12 protein-coding genes are annotated in these 16744 nt (G+C 65.4%); 6 read left to right on the forward strand and 6 right to left on the reverse strand.

Annotated features, from left to right (window positions below; translation table 11 throughout):
- Positions 1 to 136: 136 nt before the first annotated feature.
- Together rocF and V0Z78_RS12030 are read left to right on the forward strand one after the other, a co-directional pair.
- Positions 137 to 1039, forward strand: a complete 903-nt coding sequence (gene rocF / locus V0Z78_RS12025) for an arginase (RefSeq protein WP_336344874.1) — start codon at positions 137 to 139, stop codon at positions 1037 to 1039.
- Between the two features lie 56 nt (positions 1040 to 1095).
- Positions 1096 to 1485, forward strand: coding sequence for a DUF7344 domain-containing protein (locus V0Z78_RS12030; protein WP_336344875.1), 390 nt, complete (start codon positions 1096 to 1098; stop codon positions 1483 to 1485).
- Between the two features lie 56 nt (positions 1486 to 1541).
- Here the strand turns inward: V0Z78_RS12030 and gyrA are convergent, their stop codons facing one another.
- Entirely contained in the window at positions 1542 to 3983 is a 2442-nt protein-coding gene (gene gyrA / locus V0Z78_RS12035; protein WP_336344876.1) for a DNA gyrase subunit A, read from the reverse strand.
- Between the two features lie 397 nt (positions 3984 to 4380).
- Positions 4381 to 6288 carry a DNA topoisomerase (ATP-hydrolyzing) subunit B gene (gene gyrB, locus V0Z78_RS12040; RefSeq protein ID WP_336344877.1) on the reverse strand — a complete coding sequence of 636 codons (1908 nt, stop codon included), beginning with the start codon at positions 6286 to 6288 and terminating at the stop codon, positions 4381 to 4383.
- 329 nt (positions 6289 to 6617) lie between these two features.
- Here gyrB and V0Z78_RS12045 point away from each other — a divergent pair, with 329 nt between their 5' ends.
- Positions 6618 to 8996, forward strand: coding sequence for a DNA topoisomerase VI subunit B (locus V0Z78_RS12045; protein WP_336344878.1), 2379 nt, complete (start codon positions 6618 to 6620; stop codon positions 8994 to 8996).
- Complete coding sequence (locus V0Z78_RS12050; RefSeq protein ID WP_336344879.1) at positions 8993 to 10093, forward strand: DNA topoisomerase IV subunit A; 1101 nt, start codon at positions 8993 to 8995, stop codon at positions 10091 to 10093. Before V0Z78_RS12045 ends, V0Z78_RS12050 begins: the two co-directional genes overlap by 4 nt.
- 162 nt (positions 10094 to 10255) lie before the next feature.
- Here V0Z78_RS12050 and V0Z78_RS12055 read toward each other — a convergent pair whose 3' ends face one another.
- Positions 10256 to 11422 (reverse strand): AI-2E family transporter, encoded by a 1167-nt coding sequence (locus V0Z78_RS12055; RefSeq protein WP_336344880.1) that lies wholly within the window; start codon positions 11420 to 11422, stop codon positions 10256 to 10258.
- Positions 11423 to 11600: 178 nt separating this feature from the next.
- Here V0Z78_RS12055 and V0Z78_RS12060 point away from each other — a divergent pair, with 178 nt between their 5' ends.
- Positions 11601 to 11903: an amphi-Trp domain-containing protein gene (locus V0Z78_RS12060; RefSeq protein WP_336344881.1), complete on the forward strand. Its 303-nt coding sequence runs from the start codon at positions 11601 to 11603 to the stop codon at positions 11901 to 11903.
- Between the two features lie 293 nt (positions 11904 to 12196).
- Here V0Z78_RS12060 and V0Z78_RS12065 read toward each other — a convergent pair whose 3' ends face one another.
- The 3 genes from V0Z78_RS12065 to V0Z78_RS12075 all read right to left on the reverse strand — a co-directional run bounded on the left by V0Z78_RS12065 (position 12197) and on the right by V0Z78_RS12075 (position 15007).
- Complete coding sequence (locus V0Z78_RS12065; RefSeq protein ID WP_336344882.1) at positions 12197 to 12433, reverse strand: hypothetical protein; 237 nt, start codon at positions 12431 to 12433, stop codon at positions 12197 to 12199.
- A complete protein-coding gene (locus V0Z78_RS12070; RefSeq protein ID WP_336344883.1) occupies positions 12423 to 14222 on the reverse strand; it encodes a sugar-transfer associated ATP-grasp domain-containing protein in 1800 nt (599 codons plus the stop codon). The genes V0Z78_RS12065 and V0Z78_RS12070 overlap by 11 nt, the downstream gene beginning before the upstream one ends.
- A gap of 227 nt (positions 14223 to 14449) precedes the next feature.
- Positions 14450 to 15007 (reverse strand): DUF7344 domain-containing protein, encoded by a 558-nt coding sequence (locus tag V0Z78_RS12075; protein WP_336344884.1) that lies wholly within the window; start codon positions 15005 to 15007, stop codon positions 14450 to 14452.
- Between the two features lie 274 nt (positions 15008 to 15281).
- On the opposite strand from V0Z78_RS12075, the gene V0Z78_RS12080 reads away from it, so the two are divergent.
- Positions 15282 to 16673 (forward strand): hypothetical protein, encoded by a 1392-nt coding sequence (locus V0Z78_RS12080; protein ID WP_336344885.1) that lies wholly within the window; start codon positions 15282 to 15284, stop codon positions 16671 to 16673.
- Positions 16674 to 16744: the final 71 nt, after the last annotated feature.

The following is a 16744-nucleotide window of genomic DNA, read 5'->3' on the forward strand; positions in this document are numbered from 1 at the left end:
CAAGCTCGCTTAAATCCGACGAATAACCGCGCAGACACTCTCGTATCCGTAGACAGGGGTAGTATCGGTCGGTAATCCTTACGAATAATGAGACGAAACCGTGGGGGTTATTCCTGAGGAAAGGGGAGAGGGGTGCATGAGACGAGAGGTTCGGATCATCGGCGCACCGACCGACTACGGCGCGAACCGTCGCGGCGTCGACATGGGACCCTCCGCGATTCGATACGCCGGCCTCGCCGCCGAACTCGACTCGCTCGGGCGAACCTGTACCGACGACGGCGATCTGACGGTCGCCCGTGCCGAGGAGCGTAATCCGGACGCTGCCTCGACCATCGGCTCCGCGAAGTTCCTCCGAGAGGTGCGCGAGGTCTGTGAGCGGTTGTCCGAGGAGGTCGCGGCCACCATCGCCGACGGCGCGTTTCCCCTGGTGCTCGGCGGGGACCACTCGATCGCCATCGGGACGATGAACGGCGCGAACCGTGACGCCGACGCCGGCGTGGTCTGGTTCGACGCCCACGCCGACTTCAACACGCCAGAGACCTCCCCGAGCGGCAACGTCCACGGGATGCCGCTGGCCGCGGCGCTCGGTTACGGCGAGTTCGGCGAGGGATGGAACCCCTCGGCGGGGATCGATCCGTCGAACGTCGCGCTCGTCGGGCTGCGCGATCTGGACGAACCCGAGAGAGTCGCCGTTCGAGAGAGCGACGTGACGGCGTTCACGATGTCCGACATCGACGAACGCGGCGTCGGTCCGGTGACCGAGGAGGCCCTCGAGGTCGCGGCCGACGGGACGACCGGCGTTCACGTCAGCCTCGATCTCGACTGGCTCGATCCCAACGAGGCTCCCGGCGTCGGGACGCCGGTTCGGGGCGGAGTGACCTACCGTGAGGCCCACGCCGCCATGGAGATCGTCGCCGATCAGGGCGCACTGCGGTCGCTCGAACTCGTCGAGGTCAACCCGGTGCTTGACGAACGAAACGAGACCGCGTCGCTCGCGACGGAGCTGGCTGCAAGCGCGTTTGGAAAGAGAGTGATATAACACCAAAGGTATTAGGCTATGAATTTAATCGTCTCTGGCGCGTCCTCGTAGACGTAATGGACCGCAGTGCCGTGTTGAACGTGAACGAGGTCGAGAACCGATCACCGACCGAACGCCCTCCCGCGTCGCTGACGACGGATCGGCTGCTCGATACGCTCGCGAACGCCCACCGCCGCCGTGTCGTTCGGCGGTTGTTCGAACGTGACGCCCCCGTCCCGTTCGAACGGCTCGTCGACGACCTGGCGACCACGCAGGCTGCCGAAACCGGCGAGGCCGACCGTGAGGCCGTACGGATCGCCCTCCATCACACCCACCTCCCGAAGCTGGTCGACGACGGCGTCGTCACCTTCGACCGCGAGGAGAGCATCGTCGAGCCCGGACCGCAGCTCCGCGTGGTCGCGGCCTGTCTCGACGCGCTCGAACGTACCCGCGAGCGGGTTCGCTGAGCGACGCGGTCCGTTCTGCGAACCGATCGCGGCGAGAACGAGTCGAGACGAGACGGCTACGTGACGTCCGGAACGACGTCGACGCTGGCGACGGTGTCGTCCGCCGCGAGACGCATCACGATGACGCCCATCGTGTTGCGCCCGACTCTGGAGATGTCGGCGGCGTGGATGCGCATGATCTGGGCGTCGTCGCTCATCAGCGCGAGGTCGTCGCTCTCGGCGACGGACTCGACCGCGGCGACGGGGCCGTTTCGCTCGCCGGTCTTGATGTCGATCAGTCCCTTACCGTAGCGCGACTGGACCCGGTACTCCGAGAACGGCGTCCGTTTGCCGTAGCCGTTCTCCGTTATCGTCAGGAGGTCGCGGCCCTCCTGTGCGACGACGAGTCCGACCACGCGGTCGTCACCCTGGAGCCTGATTCCGTTGACTCCACGGGCGGTTCGGCCCATCGCGCGGGCCTCGCTCTCGGGAAACCGGATCGCCATTCCGTTTCGGGTGGCGAGCAGGAGGTCCGCCGAGCCGTCCGTCACCGTGACGTCGACGAGCCGATCGCCCTCCTCGAGCGAGGCGGCGATCAGCCCCGACGAGCGGACCCGCTCGAACGCGCTCGCCGCCGTTCGCTTGACGTAGCCCCGTTCGGTCACCATCGTGAGGTACTCGTCGTCCTCGAACTCGTCGGTACCGACGACCGCGGTGAGCTCCTCGCCCTCGTCGAGGTCGAGGACGTTCACCGCGGACTTCCCCCTGGCGGTTCGGCCCATCTCGGGGATCTCGAAACCCCGAAGTTGGTAGGCCTTCCCGTGATTCGTAAAGCAGAGCAGGTAGTCGTGGGTGTTCGCGCGGAACACCTTCGAGACGCGATCGCCCTCCTTCAGGTTCGCGCCGATGATCCCCTTGCCGCCGCGACCCTGGGGGTCGAACGTCGAGACCGGCATTCGCTTCACGTAGTCGTCCTCGGTGATCACCACGAGCACGTCCTCCTCGGGAATGAGGTCCTCGTGGGCGACGGTGCTCGTCCCCTCGATGATTCGGGTTCGTCGCTCGTCGCCGTACTCCTCGCGCATCTCGCGGAGCTCCTCCTTGATGACGCCCAACAGTTCGGACTCCTCGGCGAGGATCGTCTCCAGTCGATCGATCTCCTCGAGGAGTCCGTCGTACTCCTCCTCAATCTCCTCGCGCTCGAGCGAGGTGAGGCTGCCCAGCTGCATCCGAACGATGTGTTCGGCCTGCGCCTCGGAGAACTCGAACTCCGCCCCGAGGGCCTCCTTGGCCGCATCGCGGTTCTCCGCGTTGCGGATCAGTTCGACCACGCTCTCGGCGTTCTCGAGCGCCCGAAGCCGTCCCTCGAGGATGTGGGCGCGGTCCTCGGCCTCCGCGAGGTCGTACTCGCTGCGCCGGCGGACGACCTCCTTTCGATGCGCGACGTAGTGTTCGAGCGTCTCCTTCAGGTCGAGCACCTCGGGCTGGCCGTCGACCAGCGCGAGGTTGATCACGCCGAAGGTGGTCTCGAGGTGGCGCTCGAGCAGCTGGTTCTCGACGACGTCGGCGTTCGCTCCGCGTTTGAGATCGATCGCGATTCGGATGCCGTCACGGTCGGACTCGTCGCGGAGGTCGCTGATCCCCTCGATCTTCCCCTCGTTGACGTCGTCGGCGATGCGCTCGACCAGGCGGGCCTTGTTCTGCTGGTAGGGCAGTTCGGTGATGACGATGCGCTCGCGTCGGCCGGCCTCCTCGCGTTCGAACTCCGCGCGCACGCGGATCCGGCCGCGGCCCGTCGTGTACGCGGAGTGGATCGCCTCTCGGCCGACGATGTTCGCACCCGTCGGGAAGTCCGGTCCCTTTACGTGCTCCATCAGGTCGGCGATCGAGCAGCCGGGATCGTCGATCAGGTGGATCGTCGCGTCGATCACCTCTCTCAAATTATGCGGCGGGACGTTCGTGCTCATCCCGACGGCGATTCCCGACGAGCCGTTCACGAGGAGATTGGGGATCGCTGACGGCAGCACGTCGGGCTCCTCGAGGCGGTCGTCGTAGTTCGAGCTGAAGTCGACGGTGTCCTTCCCGATGTCCGAGAGCAGCTCCTCGGAGATCGGGCTCATGCGTGCCTCGGTGTAGCGCATCGCCGCCGGCGGGTCGCCGTCGACGCTCCCGAAGTTGCCCTGGCCGTCGACGAGCGGGTAACGCATCGAGAAGCCCTGGGCCATGCGAACGAGCGCGTCGTAGATCGCACTGTCGCCGTGTGGGTGGTAGTCTCCCATCGTGTCCCCGACGACCGAGGAGGACTTGCGGTGGCCCGCCCGGGAGGTGACGCCCTCGGCGTGCATCGCGTAGAGGATGCGCCGGTGGACGGGTTTCAGCCCGTCCCGGACGTCGGGAAGTGCACGACCCGCGATGACGCTCATCGCGTAGTCGATGTAGGACTGCTCCATCTCGTCCTCGATGCGGACGGTGTCGATTCGTGCGGCGTCGATGTCGGGGTCGGGAATGTCCGAGCTCATTTCGTGGGGGGTTCAGGGTGTGGTCGTCTTCGATACTGCTGGCGATACGGCTGCCGCGGCTGGCGGCGCGGTGACCAGCGCGAGATCGCTTTGCGATCTCGCTGGCGAACGGGACGGTTCACGTCCCGTAAGCGGCGTGAGCGGAGCCGCCACTCTCGGCGGCTCCGCGAACGGAGCGGGGAAGGGCTGGTCTCGGAAGCGCCGTGCGATCGCACGGCGCGACTCGGCGGTGCCTGGCGCTCTCCGAAAACCTCCGGTTTTCGGGATCTCGCAAGACCGGAGGTCTTGCGTACCTCGCGGCGACGAAGTCGCCGCTCAGCCCGAAAAGACCACAGAGCGGTCTTTTCTTGGACATGCAAAGGGCGAGAAACGGACGCCAGTCCGTTTCGAGGACTCTCTAGATGTCGACCCATTCGGCCTCCCCGGCGTGTTCCTGGATGAACTGCTTTCGCGGCCCGACGGCGTCGCCCATCAGCACCGAGAACATCCGGTCCGCGGCGGCGGCGTCCTCGACGGCGATGCGCTTGAGCACCCGGTTGTCGGGGTCCATCGTCGTTCCCCAGAGCTGGTCGGGGTTCATCTCGCCGAGTCCCTTGAAACGCTGGATCTGGGTGGGCTTGCCCTTCTCGGCGACGATCTCGTCTCGTTCGGCGTCGGTCATCGCCTCGTAGGTCTCGCCGCCGTAGCGAAGCCGATACAGCGGCGGCTGGGCCGCGTAGACGTAGCCAGCCTCGAGCAGCGGGCGCATGTGCCGGTAGAACAGCGTAAGTAGGAGCGTCCGGATGTGCGCGCCGTCGACGTCGGCGTCGGTCATGATGATGATCTTCTCGTAGCGCGCGTCCTCGACGTCGAACTCCTCGCCGACGCCCGCGCCCACCGCCGTGATCAGGTCGCGGATCTCGTCGTTCTCGAGCACTCGATCGAGACGGTGTTTCTCGACGTTGAGGATCTTTCCGGAGAGGGGAAGGATCGCCTGGAACTCGCGGTTGCGACCCTGTTTCGCGCTTCCGCCGGCGGAGTCTCCCTCGACGACGAACAGCTCAGCCTCGGTCGGATCGCGGGTCTGACAGTCCGCGAGCTTGCCCGGCAGCGCGGTCGACTCGAGCGCGCTCTTTCGGCGGGTGAGCTCCTCGGCCTGTTTGGCTGCCTTGCGGGCCTTCGCGGCCTCGACGGCCTTCCGGATGATCGCCCGCGCGGTGTCGGGGTGTTCCTCGAAGTACGTCCCGAGCCCGCGGTGCATCGCGCTCTCGACGATCCCGCGGACGTCGCTGTTTCCGAGCTTGGTCTTGGTCTGGCCCTCGAACTGCGGGTCGGGGTGTTTGACCGAGATCACCGCCGTCATCCCCTCGCGGACGTCCTCGCCGCGGAGGTTCTCGTCGATTTCGTCGAGCAGCCCCTGCTCGTTGGCGTAGTCGTTCACGACACGGGTGAGCGCGGTCTTGAACCCCGTCAGGTGCGTGCCGCCCTCGCGGGTGTTGATGTTGTTCGCGAACGCGTGGACCGACCCCTGGAGCTCGTCGGTGGCCTGCATCGCCACCTCGATCTGGATGCCGCGCTCCTCCTCCGACATGTAGATCACGTCGTCGTGGAGCGGCGTACGCGTCTCGTTGAGGTACTCGACGAACTCGCGGATGCCGCCCTCGTAGTAGAACTCCGCTTCGGTGCCGTCGCGCTCGTCGGTGAGGGTGATCTCGACTCCCGGGTTGAGGAAGGCGAGTTCTCGAAGGCGGTTCTCGAGCGTCGAGGCGTCGAACTCGACGGTCTCGAAGATCGCGTCGTCGGGCCAGAACCGCACCGCGGTTCCGGTCCCCTCGCCCGGTTCGAGGTCGCGAACCCGTTCGATGTCGCCGACCGGTTTCCCGTGCTCGAACCGGTGGTGCCAGACCGCGTCGTCGCGCCAGACCTCGACCTCGAGGCGCTTCGAGAGGGCGTTCACTACCGAAACCCCAACGCCGTGGAGCCCGCCGGAGACCTGGTAAGACTTCGAGTCGAACTTCCCGCCGGCGTGGAGTACGGTCATGATCACCTCGACGGCGGGGCGGTCGTACTCCGCGTGGGTGTCGACCGGGATCCCCCGCCCGTCGTCGGTGACGCTCACCGATCCGTCCTCGTGGATCGTGGCCGAGATGGTGTCACAATAGCCGGCCAGTGCCTCGTCGATCGCGTTGTCGACCACCTCGTAGACGAGGTGGTGTAACCCGCGGGACTCCGTAGAACCGATGTACATCGCCGGGCGGGTGCGAACGGCCTCGAGCCCCTCGAGCACCTGGATCTGCCCGGCTCCGTATTCACTCTCCTCGGACATAAAATCTGTATGCAGTTTCGTCCTTCGCGGTTATTAAGCTTCCCGTACGCGCGCCCGCGCGTGAGAAACTGCCACGCCGGTTACGTCGCTCCGTGGCCCCGACGCATGGTCGGTTCATATCGCCCCTGGGACAGGTACGGGGCATAGCTCTTGTGTCACGGGGATCACCCTCGCTCCCGGGACCGGTCATCAGCGCAGCGGCGTCGTCTCTCGCCCCGTTCGCGATCATGCCGGTCGTCGACACCGTTCTGGCCGTCTGAGGAGTACAGTTTCACTTCCACCGAACTACCGAGCGGGTTTTACGTACGCCGGCGATAGAGACCGTACGAATGACGTCGTTCCAGTCGACACTCGCGGATGAAGGGGGTGTCGCCGACGAGCTCGCCGCGAACCAACGGGAGATCTCCATCGCCGAGTTCTTCGAGAAGAACAAGCATATGCTCGGCTTCGACAGCGGAGCCCGGGGGCTCGTGACGGCAGTCAAGGAGGCCGTCGACAACGCCCTCGACGCAACCGAGGAGGCGGGCATCCTCCCGGACATCTACGTCGAGGTCGAGGAGGCCGGCGGCTACTACCGACTGATCGTCGAGGACAACGGGCCCGGCATCACGAAGGAGCAGATCCCGAAGGTGTTCGGGAAGCTGCTCTACGGCTCGCGGTTTCACGCTCGCGAACAGTCCCGGGGCCAGCAGGGGATCGGCATCTCGGCGGCGGTGCTCTACAGCCAGCTCACCTCGGGCAAACCCGCGAAGATCACGTCGCGAACCCAGGGCAACGACGAGGCACAGTACTTCGAGCTGATCATCGACACCGACACGAACGAACCGGAGATCCGCCGCGAGGAGACCACCTCCTGGGACCGCCCCCACGGCACTCGCATCGAGCTGGAGATGGAGGCGAACATGCGTGCACGCGGCCAGCTCCACGACTACATCAAACACACGGCCGTGGTGAACCCTCACGCTCGGGTCGAGCTCCACGAGCCCGCTGACTCGTTCAAGGCCGAACGCGCCACCGACCAGCTCCCAGCCGAGACCGAGGAGATCCGCCCCCATCCACACGGCGTCGAACTGGGGACGGTGATCAAGATGCTCGGCGCGACCGACTCACACTCGCTGTCGGGCTTCCTCCAGGAGGAGTTCACCCGCGTCGGGAAGAAGACCGCGGAGAAGGTGCTCGATGCCTTCCGCGACGAGCACTTCGGCCGCGAGATGGCGTGGCGGCCCCCCGACGAGGACGAGATCGAGGCGGCCGTCCGGGAGTCGACCGCCAACAAGGGACCCGAGGCGACCGACGCCTTCGCGACGGGGATCGCAGCGGCCGTCTCGGCCCGCGACCGGCTCGCCCACCACCAGCTCGAGGCGATCGGCGATGAGGTCGCGACGGAGATCGCGGAGGAGCACGGCACCTTCGGGACGACCGTCCGGGAGAACGCCGTCGGGGCGGCGTGGGAAGCGATCACGGCCGAACGCGAGGCCGACTGCTACGAACTCGTCGACGGCGCGACGAGCAGCCGGAAGAACGAGGCGACGATCGAGGCGCTCGCACAGCGAATCGCCGCGAAGTTCGGCGAGGATCCCCGCGATCGGATCACGCGAAAGGGCCTCCGCGAGTACGTCGACCGCGCGGCGGAGATGACCCAGGAACGCGACGACGTCTCGGTGGGCGAGACCGCCCGCGAGAACATCGCCTCGGAGCTCTGGTCGGTCATGCTGACGGTCCCCGACGACCTTCCGGCGGTACGGGAGGTAGCGGACGACCGCGACGCCGCGAGCGAGCTGGTCGAGGCGATGCGCACGACCGACATCATCGCGCCGCCGACGAACTGTCTCGCACCCATCACCGCCGAACTCGTCGAGGCCGGGCTCCGCAAGGAGTTCGACGCCGACTTCTACGCCGCCGCGACGCGCGATGCCGAGGTACACGGCGGCGACCCGTTCATCGTCGAGGCGGGCATCGCCTACGGCGGGGAGATCCCCTCGGAAGGATCGATCGAGGTGATGCGCTTCGCGAACCGCGTTCCCCTCGTCTACCAGCGCGGAGCGTGTGCGACCACCGACGTCGTGAAGTCGATCGGCTGGCGAAACTACGGGCTGGATCAGCCCGGCGACAGCGGCCTTCCCAACGGTCCCGCCGTCGTCATGATCCACGTCGCCTCGACGAACGTTCCGTTCACCAGCGAGTCGAAAGACGCCATCGCGAACGTCCCCGCGATCGAGGACGAGATCGAGCTCGCGATCCGCGAGGCGGCCCGCCAGCTGAAGTCCCATCTGAACGAACAGCGCTCGATCGCGCAACGTCGGAAGAAACAGGACGTGCTGGCGACGATCCTGCCCGAGATGGCCGAGAAGGTCGCGGAGGTCACGGGTCGAGAGCCGCCGAACATCGACGCGGCGCTCGCTCGCATCATGAACAACGTGCAGGTCTCCCGCGTCGCCGAGAACGGTTCGGTCCGTCTGAGCGTCGAGAACCACTCAAGCCGCTCGGAGGAGCTCGACGTCACCGAGATCGTCTCGACCGAGCCGACCGACCTCTCCGAGGAGACCACCGTCGTCGAGATGGACGGGGAGTGGTTCGTGAAGTGGTCGCCGACGATCCCCGGCGGCGAGACGGCCATCCTCGAGTACGCCGTCGACGAGGAGGCATCGTTCGACCTCGACGTGAGCGGGGTCGAGACCGCGAAACTCACCATCGACCAGGAACAATGAGCACCGACACAGACGCTACTGACTCCGACGCACGCGAGCAGCTGATCGAGCTCGCCGCCGAGTTCTACGACCAGTTCGCCGACGGCGAGGTCCCCTCGATGAGCATCCCGACGCGGACCAAGAGCAACATCGAGTACGACGAGGACTCGCGGGTGTGGGTCTACGGCGACCGTCACAGCACCCGCAGCGCGAACTCCGTCCGCGGGGCCCGCAAGCTGCTGAAGGCGATCTACACCATCGACTTCCTCGCCGAACAGCTCGGCGAGGACCGCTCCTCGACGCTTCGTGAGCTCTACTACCTCTCGGAGAGCTGGGAGAACGAGGAGGCGCAGTTCAACGACCAGGACGAGTCCAACCAGCTGATCGAGGACCTCGAGATCGTCTCGGAGGTCACCCGCGAGGACTTCCACATGCGCCCCGAGGAGTCGGGCGCGACGCTGATGGGCCCGCTCGAGCTCCGCGAGCAGACCCGCCGCGGAGAACGAGTCATCCACTGTCAGGAGGACGTCGGCGAGGGCGGCTACCAGATCCCGAACAACCCCGACACGATCGAGTTTCTCGACAACGACGCGAAGTTCATCCTCTGCGTCGAGACCGGCGGGATGCGCGATCGGCTCGTCGAGAACGGCTTCGACGAGGACTACAACGTCATCGTCGTCCACCTCAAGGGTCAGCCCGCCCGTGCGACCCGCCGCATCACCAAGCGGCTCCACGACGAGCTCGAGCTTCCCGTCACCGTCTTCACCGACGGCGACCCGTGGTCGTATCGCATCTTCGGCTCCGTGGCGTACGGCTCGATCAAGTCCGCCCACCTCTCGGAGTACCTCGCGACGCCCGAGGCACAGTTCGTCGGGATCCAGCCCTCGGACATCGTCGAGTACGACCTCCCGACGGACCCGCTCTCGGATTCGGACGTCAACGCCCTCGAGAACGAACTCGAGGACCCCCGGTTCCAGACCGACTACTGGCGAGAGCAGATCGAGCTCCAACTCGAGATCGGCAAGAAGGCAGAACAACAGGCGCTTGCCTCCCGCGGGCTTGACTTCGTCACCGACACCTACCTCCCCGAGCGGCTGGACGAGATGGGCGTGCTGTAGCCGAGAGGCGGCTCCCACACGTCTGTACAGCGCGTGAAACGGCCTCACCGCGGATCTTCGCCGCCGTACCGTGATCCCGGTCGACGAACTCGCGAACCGCCGGAGTCGACCCGTCGTGAGCGCTCGAGACTCGAACCCTCGAGACGGGGATCGGGACCCGGGTCAGTCGTCGACGACCGGCGTCGGTTCCTCCTCGTGGTCCACGGTCACCGGCGACTCCTGCTCCGGCCCGCCGAACTCACCGAGCCGCGTCTGGTGTGCGGGCGTGTTCTCGCCCCAGAGGACGTACGGCAGGAGGATCTGGGTGGCGTTGATGAGGAGGATCAGCAGGATCGGGAGCAGGAAGATCCCGTAGAAGCCGAAGACGGTCGGGCCGACGATGTAGCTGAGGATTAGCATCCCGGTGTGGGTGTTGTCGCCGCTGATGAGCGCGCGGATGAAGAAGTCGGGGATGAAGTCGACGAAGATCCCCGAGACGACGAGGAAGACCCCGACGTAGAACAGGAGTGCGGTCTGGCCGGCCGCGAAGACGGCGGCCGCGAGCCCGATTCCGACGGGGACGTAGACGAGTTTGATCCCGATGACGGGGATCAGACTCCCGATCCCGGCCAGCGCACCGAGCAGGCCGGGAAACGGTATCTGGGCGGCGCCGGGCGCGAAGAAGTTGTAGGTGAAGAAGACGATGACGGCGACGATCGCAGTGATGAACACGTTAACGATGTTGCCGAAGAGCGTCATCGAGAGCTCGGGATCGATCTCGTCGAAGTACTCGCGGACGATCCCGGTGTCGTCGAAGTTCGCGACGACCCACTCGCGTAGTCGCGGTCCGTCGACGAGCATGTAGTAGGTGATGACGACGAGGATCAGGAGCTGGATGAGCGCGCTGCTGACGATGCTCAGCGCGCCAGAGAGGCTGAACAGCGCCGTGAGGATCGACCCCTGAGCACCCGCGGTAGTGATCGTCTGCTGCAGGGTCTCGAGATCCAACGTGGCGATGTCGACCTGCTCTAGGGTTTGACTGAGAACCTGGTCCTGGATGTCGTAGGTCGCGATGAACGACTGGGCCTCGATGACGATGATCGCGATCGTGTAGACGAGCAGGATCAGGAAGGGGACGCCGAAGAGAACGATCGAGAGCAGCGCCCGCAACCGCCGCGGGAGGCCGAACCGACGGAGGAACCGGTGGATCGGGCGGACCGAGTAGTAGAGGAAGACCGCGAACACGACCACGGCGAGGAACGCCTCGATGACGTAGGCGGTGACGGCGAACAGCACCAACAGAACGAGTCCGAGCCCGAGTCGTCGTCCGAGTTCCCGATCGTACTCCATTACGCCCTCTCGGGGATCGCGATGCATCAATCCCAGGGGCCCGAACCGGGTCAGGGGATTCGTCGGCAGGTCACTGCGTTCTCATGGGTCCGGAATCCGCGACTCGGCGGGACCGCGAACCCCTCGAACGACGAGGATCACTCGTCGATCGAGAGCGCAAAGCCGCGCTCCCGCGATCGTGTCCGTGTTTTTCATTCGGGCACCGCTCCAACCGACGGCCGGGGCCGAGAAGACCCTCAACGAGGAACGACTCAGCCGATCGGAGGCCGTAGAACAGCTCCGCACGCTCGCGGACGAACTCGACGCCGAGAGCGACGAGGACGACGAAGGCAGTGAGATCAGCGTCTCCGTCGGCAACAGGCACGTCCGCCTCTCGCCTCCTGAGACGATCGGCTACGAGATCGGCGTCCGCGAGGGCTCTTCGGTGCTTCGGGGTAGCCGCGAGACCGTCTCCATCAGGCTCGACTGGAAGCCCGAGTAGTCGGTCGATAGTTCCCTACCGTGCGGTGGTCTCGCCTCGGTGATCTCGTTCGACGAGCTCCGTGAGCGTGAGCCGTCGCCGTGTCGGCTCGCGTCCGGACGAAACGTACGGCAACAGGATCCGATTCGCGTCGATGGGTCGGAAACAGGAACGGTCCCGAAATCGAGGTTGGCGGGCCCGACGACGCAACAGCGGATCAGCATCCCAGTGTGAGCATCCTTGTTGCTCGATACCTCCCGTCGCCCGTTCGATTCCGCAAGGAGGTCGATCCAACGAGTTCATCGATGAGATCGCTACCGGCGGTCGGGCGGGCTCCGGTCACGGGCGTAACTGAGCGCTGCGTACGCGACGAAGAGGAGGAAGGCGAGCGGGATCACGAAGAAGATGAGCGTTGGAATCGTGAGCATGACCGCACCCTGATCGAGGAAGGGGGGTGCGATGGACACTGCTCGATCACCGATGAACAGTGATGCGGGTAACAGCAGTCCGACCGCGACGAGCGCGGCGATCTGTTCTCGCTTACTCAGCATCGCCGGGCACCTCCCAGCCGTTCTCATCCCAGCGTCGGGCGAGTTCGATCTTCTCGTCGGCCGACTTCAACTCGTACGACGGTGGCAGCGAGTCGATCGCGTCGATCCGTTCGAGGGTACCCTCGAACGTGGCGTTCTGGATGCCCAACCCGGGGTGGGCGTTCACCTCCAGAACGACGGGGCCGAGTTCCTCGTCGATGACGATGTCGACGCCGGCGTATCTGAGCCGTGAAACCGCCGTTGCGTGCGTCGCCACCTCGAGGATCTCGTCCCAGCCGGGGATCCGGAACTCCTGGAGGTCGACGCCCGTATCGGGGTGGGTCTCGAACCACTTCTGGCGGCTCTGATAGCCGCCGAGCGCCTGGCCGGAGGCGATCGAGAGGCCGACGCCGATCGCGCCCATGTGGAGGTTCGCAGCGCCATCCGACTCCTCGGTCGGCAGCCGCGTCATCGACATGATCGGATAACCCTTGAAGACGATGACGCGAATGTCGGGGACGCCGAGTCCGGCGATGTCCAACAGGAAATCGTCGGGTTCGATGAGCTGTTCGATGAGCACGTTTCCGCGCAGACCCATCTCGGCGTACTGGCCCTCGATGATGTTCCGCATGTGGCCGAGGAGCTCGTCCTTCGCGAGCGTGCCCTTGGAGGTGTCGTACGCTCCCGACTCGGTTCGTCCCGTAACGACGATGATCCCCTCGCCGCCGTAGCCGCTGTCGGGCTTGATGACGAACTCCTCTCGGTCCTCGAGGAGACGCTCCGCTAGATCGAGTTGGGAGAGCTCTTCGACGACGAGATACGTCTCCGGGGTAGGTACGCCGGCGTCGTGGAACGCCTTCTTCATCGACACCTTATCGAGAATCGGGTTCAGCTCCGGCGGGTTGTACTCGTTGATGTACTGATTCCGTCGCCGGATCGCGAGGACGTCGTTCTCCTCGAGGTAGTTCCGATCGCTGCCGAACAGACGAGCGACGTACGTCCGAGCGTTGTGCAGTCGCGTTCTGAGGGCGATGAAGAACTCGGTGACGACGGGGCGATCGAACAGCCGTCTGAACCGGAGATACTCCTTCAATCGGAGCGATCCCCGCGAACCGAACCAGACGTTCGCGACCAGCACGGCGACCCAGGCTTCGGGCGTGTGGATGAACCAGTTCACGAGCGCCTCGTTGCGAAGGACGAGGTAGGCCGTCAGTATCGAGACGATCGTCCAGATGAATCGGATCGAGGGCGACCGCCAGCCGCGTTCGTTGAGGTCACGAGCGAAGCGGTCGGCGTACCAGCCCGTGATGATCGCCGGGAAGAAGACGCCGAGGCCGTCGAGGGTGTCGGAGAGTATTCGCAGGTCGGCCATGAGGTGGATGACCGTGATGGCGATCCCGACGGTCACGATCATCGTTCCGATGCGGTGGGCCGTGCCGAGATTGAACGGCTCGATCGTCACGTAGGTGACCAGCGCGATCAGAAAGAGGTTGACGAAGAGGAACGTTCCCCAGAACACGCCGCTTTCGAGCAGCATGTACGAGATGATGATCGGCCCGAAGACGCCGTAGGTGACGAGTCCGACCTTGCTACGCAGCAGGGAGATGACGAAGCCGGCGACGATGAGTTCGAAGAAGAGCCGGTACTGCATCAACGGCTCCGTCCCGAGGTCGATCGTCGCGCGAAGCGCCCAGCCCGTCAACAGGAACGTGACGACCAGCACCGCGAACGGGCCGATCACCCCGATCGTCTCCCGGATGCGCTCACGCGTCGCTAGTGACGTTCGGCTTCCCCCCCACTTCTCGAGCATTCATCCAAACCACGGATCGTTCGCGCATAAATGTTTCTGATCTGATAAGTGTCTACGGACATACTACCAGTTATCTTAAATATAGACGAGTATGGGATCGTCTTATCGTCGAATCAGACGTAAATAGAGCGGGAAACCGAGACGGCCGGCTCAGCTCCCGACTTTCGCCCGATGACACTGACGATCAAACGGGAAGGGATCGCCCTCGGAGCGCACGACGCGCACCGTCAGTCTACGGCACGAGACCACCGGTCGCCGCCTCGATGAGCGAGCGCCACGGCGATCAGCGCCGTCCAAGTCGCAACGAGCAGCACGAACGCCGGAAGCAGCCCCAGCCAACCGACGACGAGGACCGTCGGACCGGCTACGTAGACGGCGAGTTCGTACGTACCGACTGCTGATAGCCGCGGTCGGCCGGCGTGAGTCGGCTCGTCGGACTCGTCGAGATACGGTGCGAGCCGATCCGCGCGCTCGGTTCGCTCGATGATCCCGCGGGACTGGTCGTACGTGACGACGCCGTAGTCGTCGAGCTTCGGGAGGTGCGTCTGATACAGCGCGATGTAGACGCGCTGGCGCTCCTGCGAGGAGAGCTGCTGGACGGTCGTCTCCTGCTCCCAGGCGGCGACCTGTTCGGCGAGGTCACGCATGTCGACGGGCTCGTCGCGACCCGTCAGGTACCGGAGCGTGTCGCGACGGCGGCGGTTCGACAGGAGGTGGAACATCTCGTCCTTCGAGAGGGCGTCCACGGACTCGGTGCTAACCTCCTCCGACTGCTGGGTTTCCATCAGTCGTCGTTGTTGATAGTTATCACTCATGTGTGTACCGGCCGCGTTTCGACGGCAGCAGTCACGCGCGGGGACGCGGATCCGGCGTCGATCTCGGGAGGAGTCGGCCTTCGACCGTCCGACGGCGCGTCGGGATGTGTCCGACCGGCGTTCGTCCCGAACCGCGAGGGTTCGATCCGTGGTCACCGATCCGGAGTCGACCACCCGTGGGAGGCGTGTTCGCACACGGTAGGGCTAAAGGCAAACGGGTCGTGTGAATAGACGGATCGAATACATGGTGGGAGACTCGACGGAGAACGGGCGCATCGAGACGACGACGGATCACGAAACGATCAGGCGCTGGATCGAGGAGCGCGGTTCGACCGCGGCTCGGGTGACCGAGCCCACCGGCGACGACCCCGGCAGCCTCGCGGTCGTTCCCGAGGGCACGGACGACGAGTCGGTCGAGGAGATCACCTGGGAGGCGTTCTTCCGGATCTTCGAGGAGGAGAACCTCTCGTTCGTCTACCAGACCGCCAGGGACGACCCAAACGAGCGCTGGTTCTGTCGTTTCATCGACCGCGAACGCGAGGTGGACGAGGCCGTGTTCGAAGCCGAACGGTCGGGACCGGCGTGGAACGCCGATGGACGACACGGGGGAGCGACGCGTGTCGAGGGAGCAAGCGAACGCACCAACGCGGTGGATCACATCGAGGACGTAAGCGGCGAGAGCGCCGTCGAGGAGGGTGAGGTCGCCGAGACCGAGATCACGAGGACCGAGATCGTCGAACGGGAGGTCGTCGTAACCGACCGAGTCCGGAGCCGGGTCGTCGACAGCGAGATCGTCGAACGAAACACCCTCGACAGCGAGGTCGTCGGCCGGGAGATCGAACGGTGCGAGATCGTCGACGACCAGACCATCGAGACCGAGGTGCTCGAGACCCGCCAGGTGACCGAGGAGGTCTTCGAGGCACACACGGTCGAGAGCGAGGTGGTGGACCGCGAGACCGTCGAACGGGAGCGATCGGAGGATCGGTCCGACGCGATCGGCGAACCGACGACGGGAGAGCCGACGGTCGAACTCGCGGACAGCGGGCTCGAACACGGGACGATCGTCGAGAACGAGATCGTGAGGCGAGATCTCAAGTCGGCGACGCTCGTGGAGGGCGAGGTCCTCCAAACGGAGGTCGTCGAACGGCGCGTCGTCGAGACGGAGGTCGTCGATCGGATTCGCATCCGGAGCGACATCGAGAGCGTCGAGCGCATCGACGGCCGACTCGTCGAGAGCGAGATAGTCGAGAGCGAGGTCATCGATCGCGACCCGGACGAACGCGCGGTCATCGACGCGACGACCGACGAGGAGTTCGGATCCACGGGCACGGACACGGCGGCGTCTGGGCCGACGAAAGCGACGGCATCCGGTATCGGGTCGGAGGGTGAACCGGCCGAACCGTCGACCAGGGCCACCGAGGCCGAGACGGGTAAGACCGTGGTGAACGCCCGTGGCGAGGAGGTCGGTGTCGTCTCCACCGTTCAGGGAGGGACCCTCTACGTCGATCCCAGCCCGGGGCTCGCGGAGCGGGTCAGATCGAGTCTCGGGTGGGGCAGTGACGACGAGTCATACCCGATCGAGGAGGAGCGGATAACGCGGATCGACGACGACGAGATCGAGATCGCCGAGCCCTGAAGGAGGGGAACGATCCTCTCGAGAACCGTGAGAAGCACGTCTCGTTTTTCGGTGAGCGGTGAGACCCGTAG

It is taken from the genome of Halalkalicoccus sp. CG83 (assembly GCF_037081715.1).
Taxonomy (GTDB): Archaea; Halobacteriota; Halobacteria; order Halobacteriales; family Halalkalicoccaceae; genus Halalkalicoccus; species Halalkalicoccus ordinarius.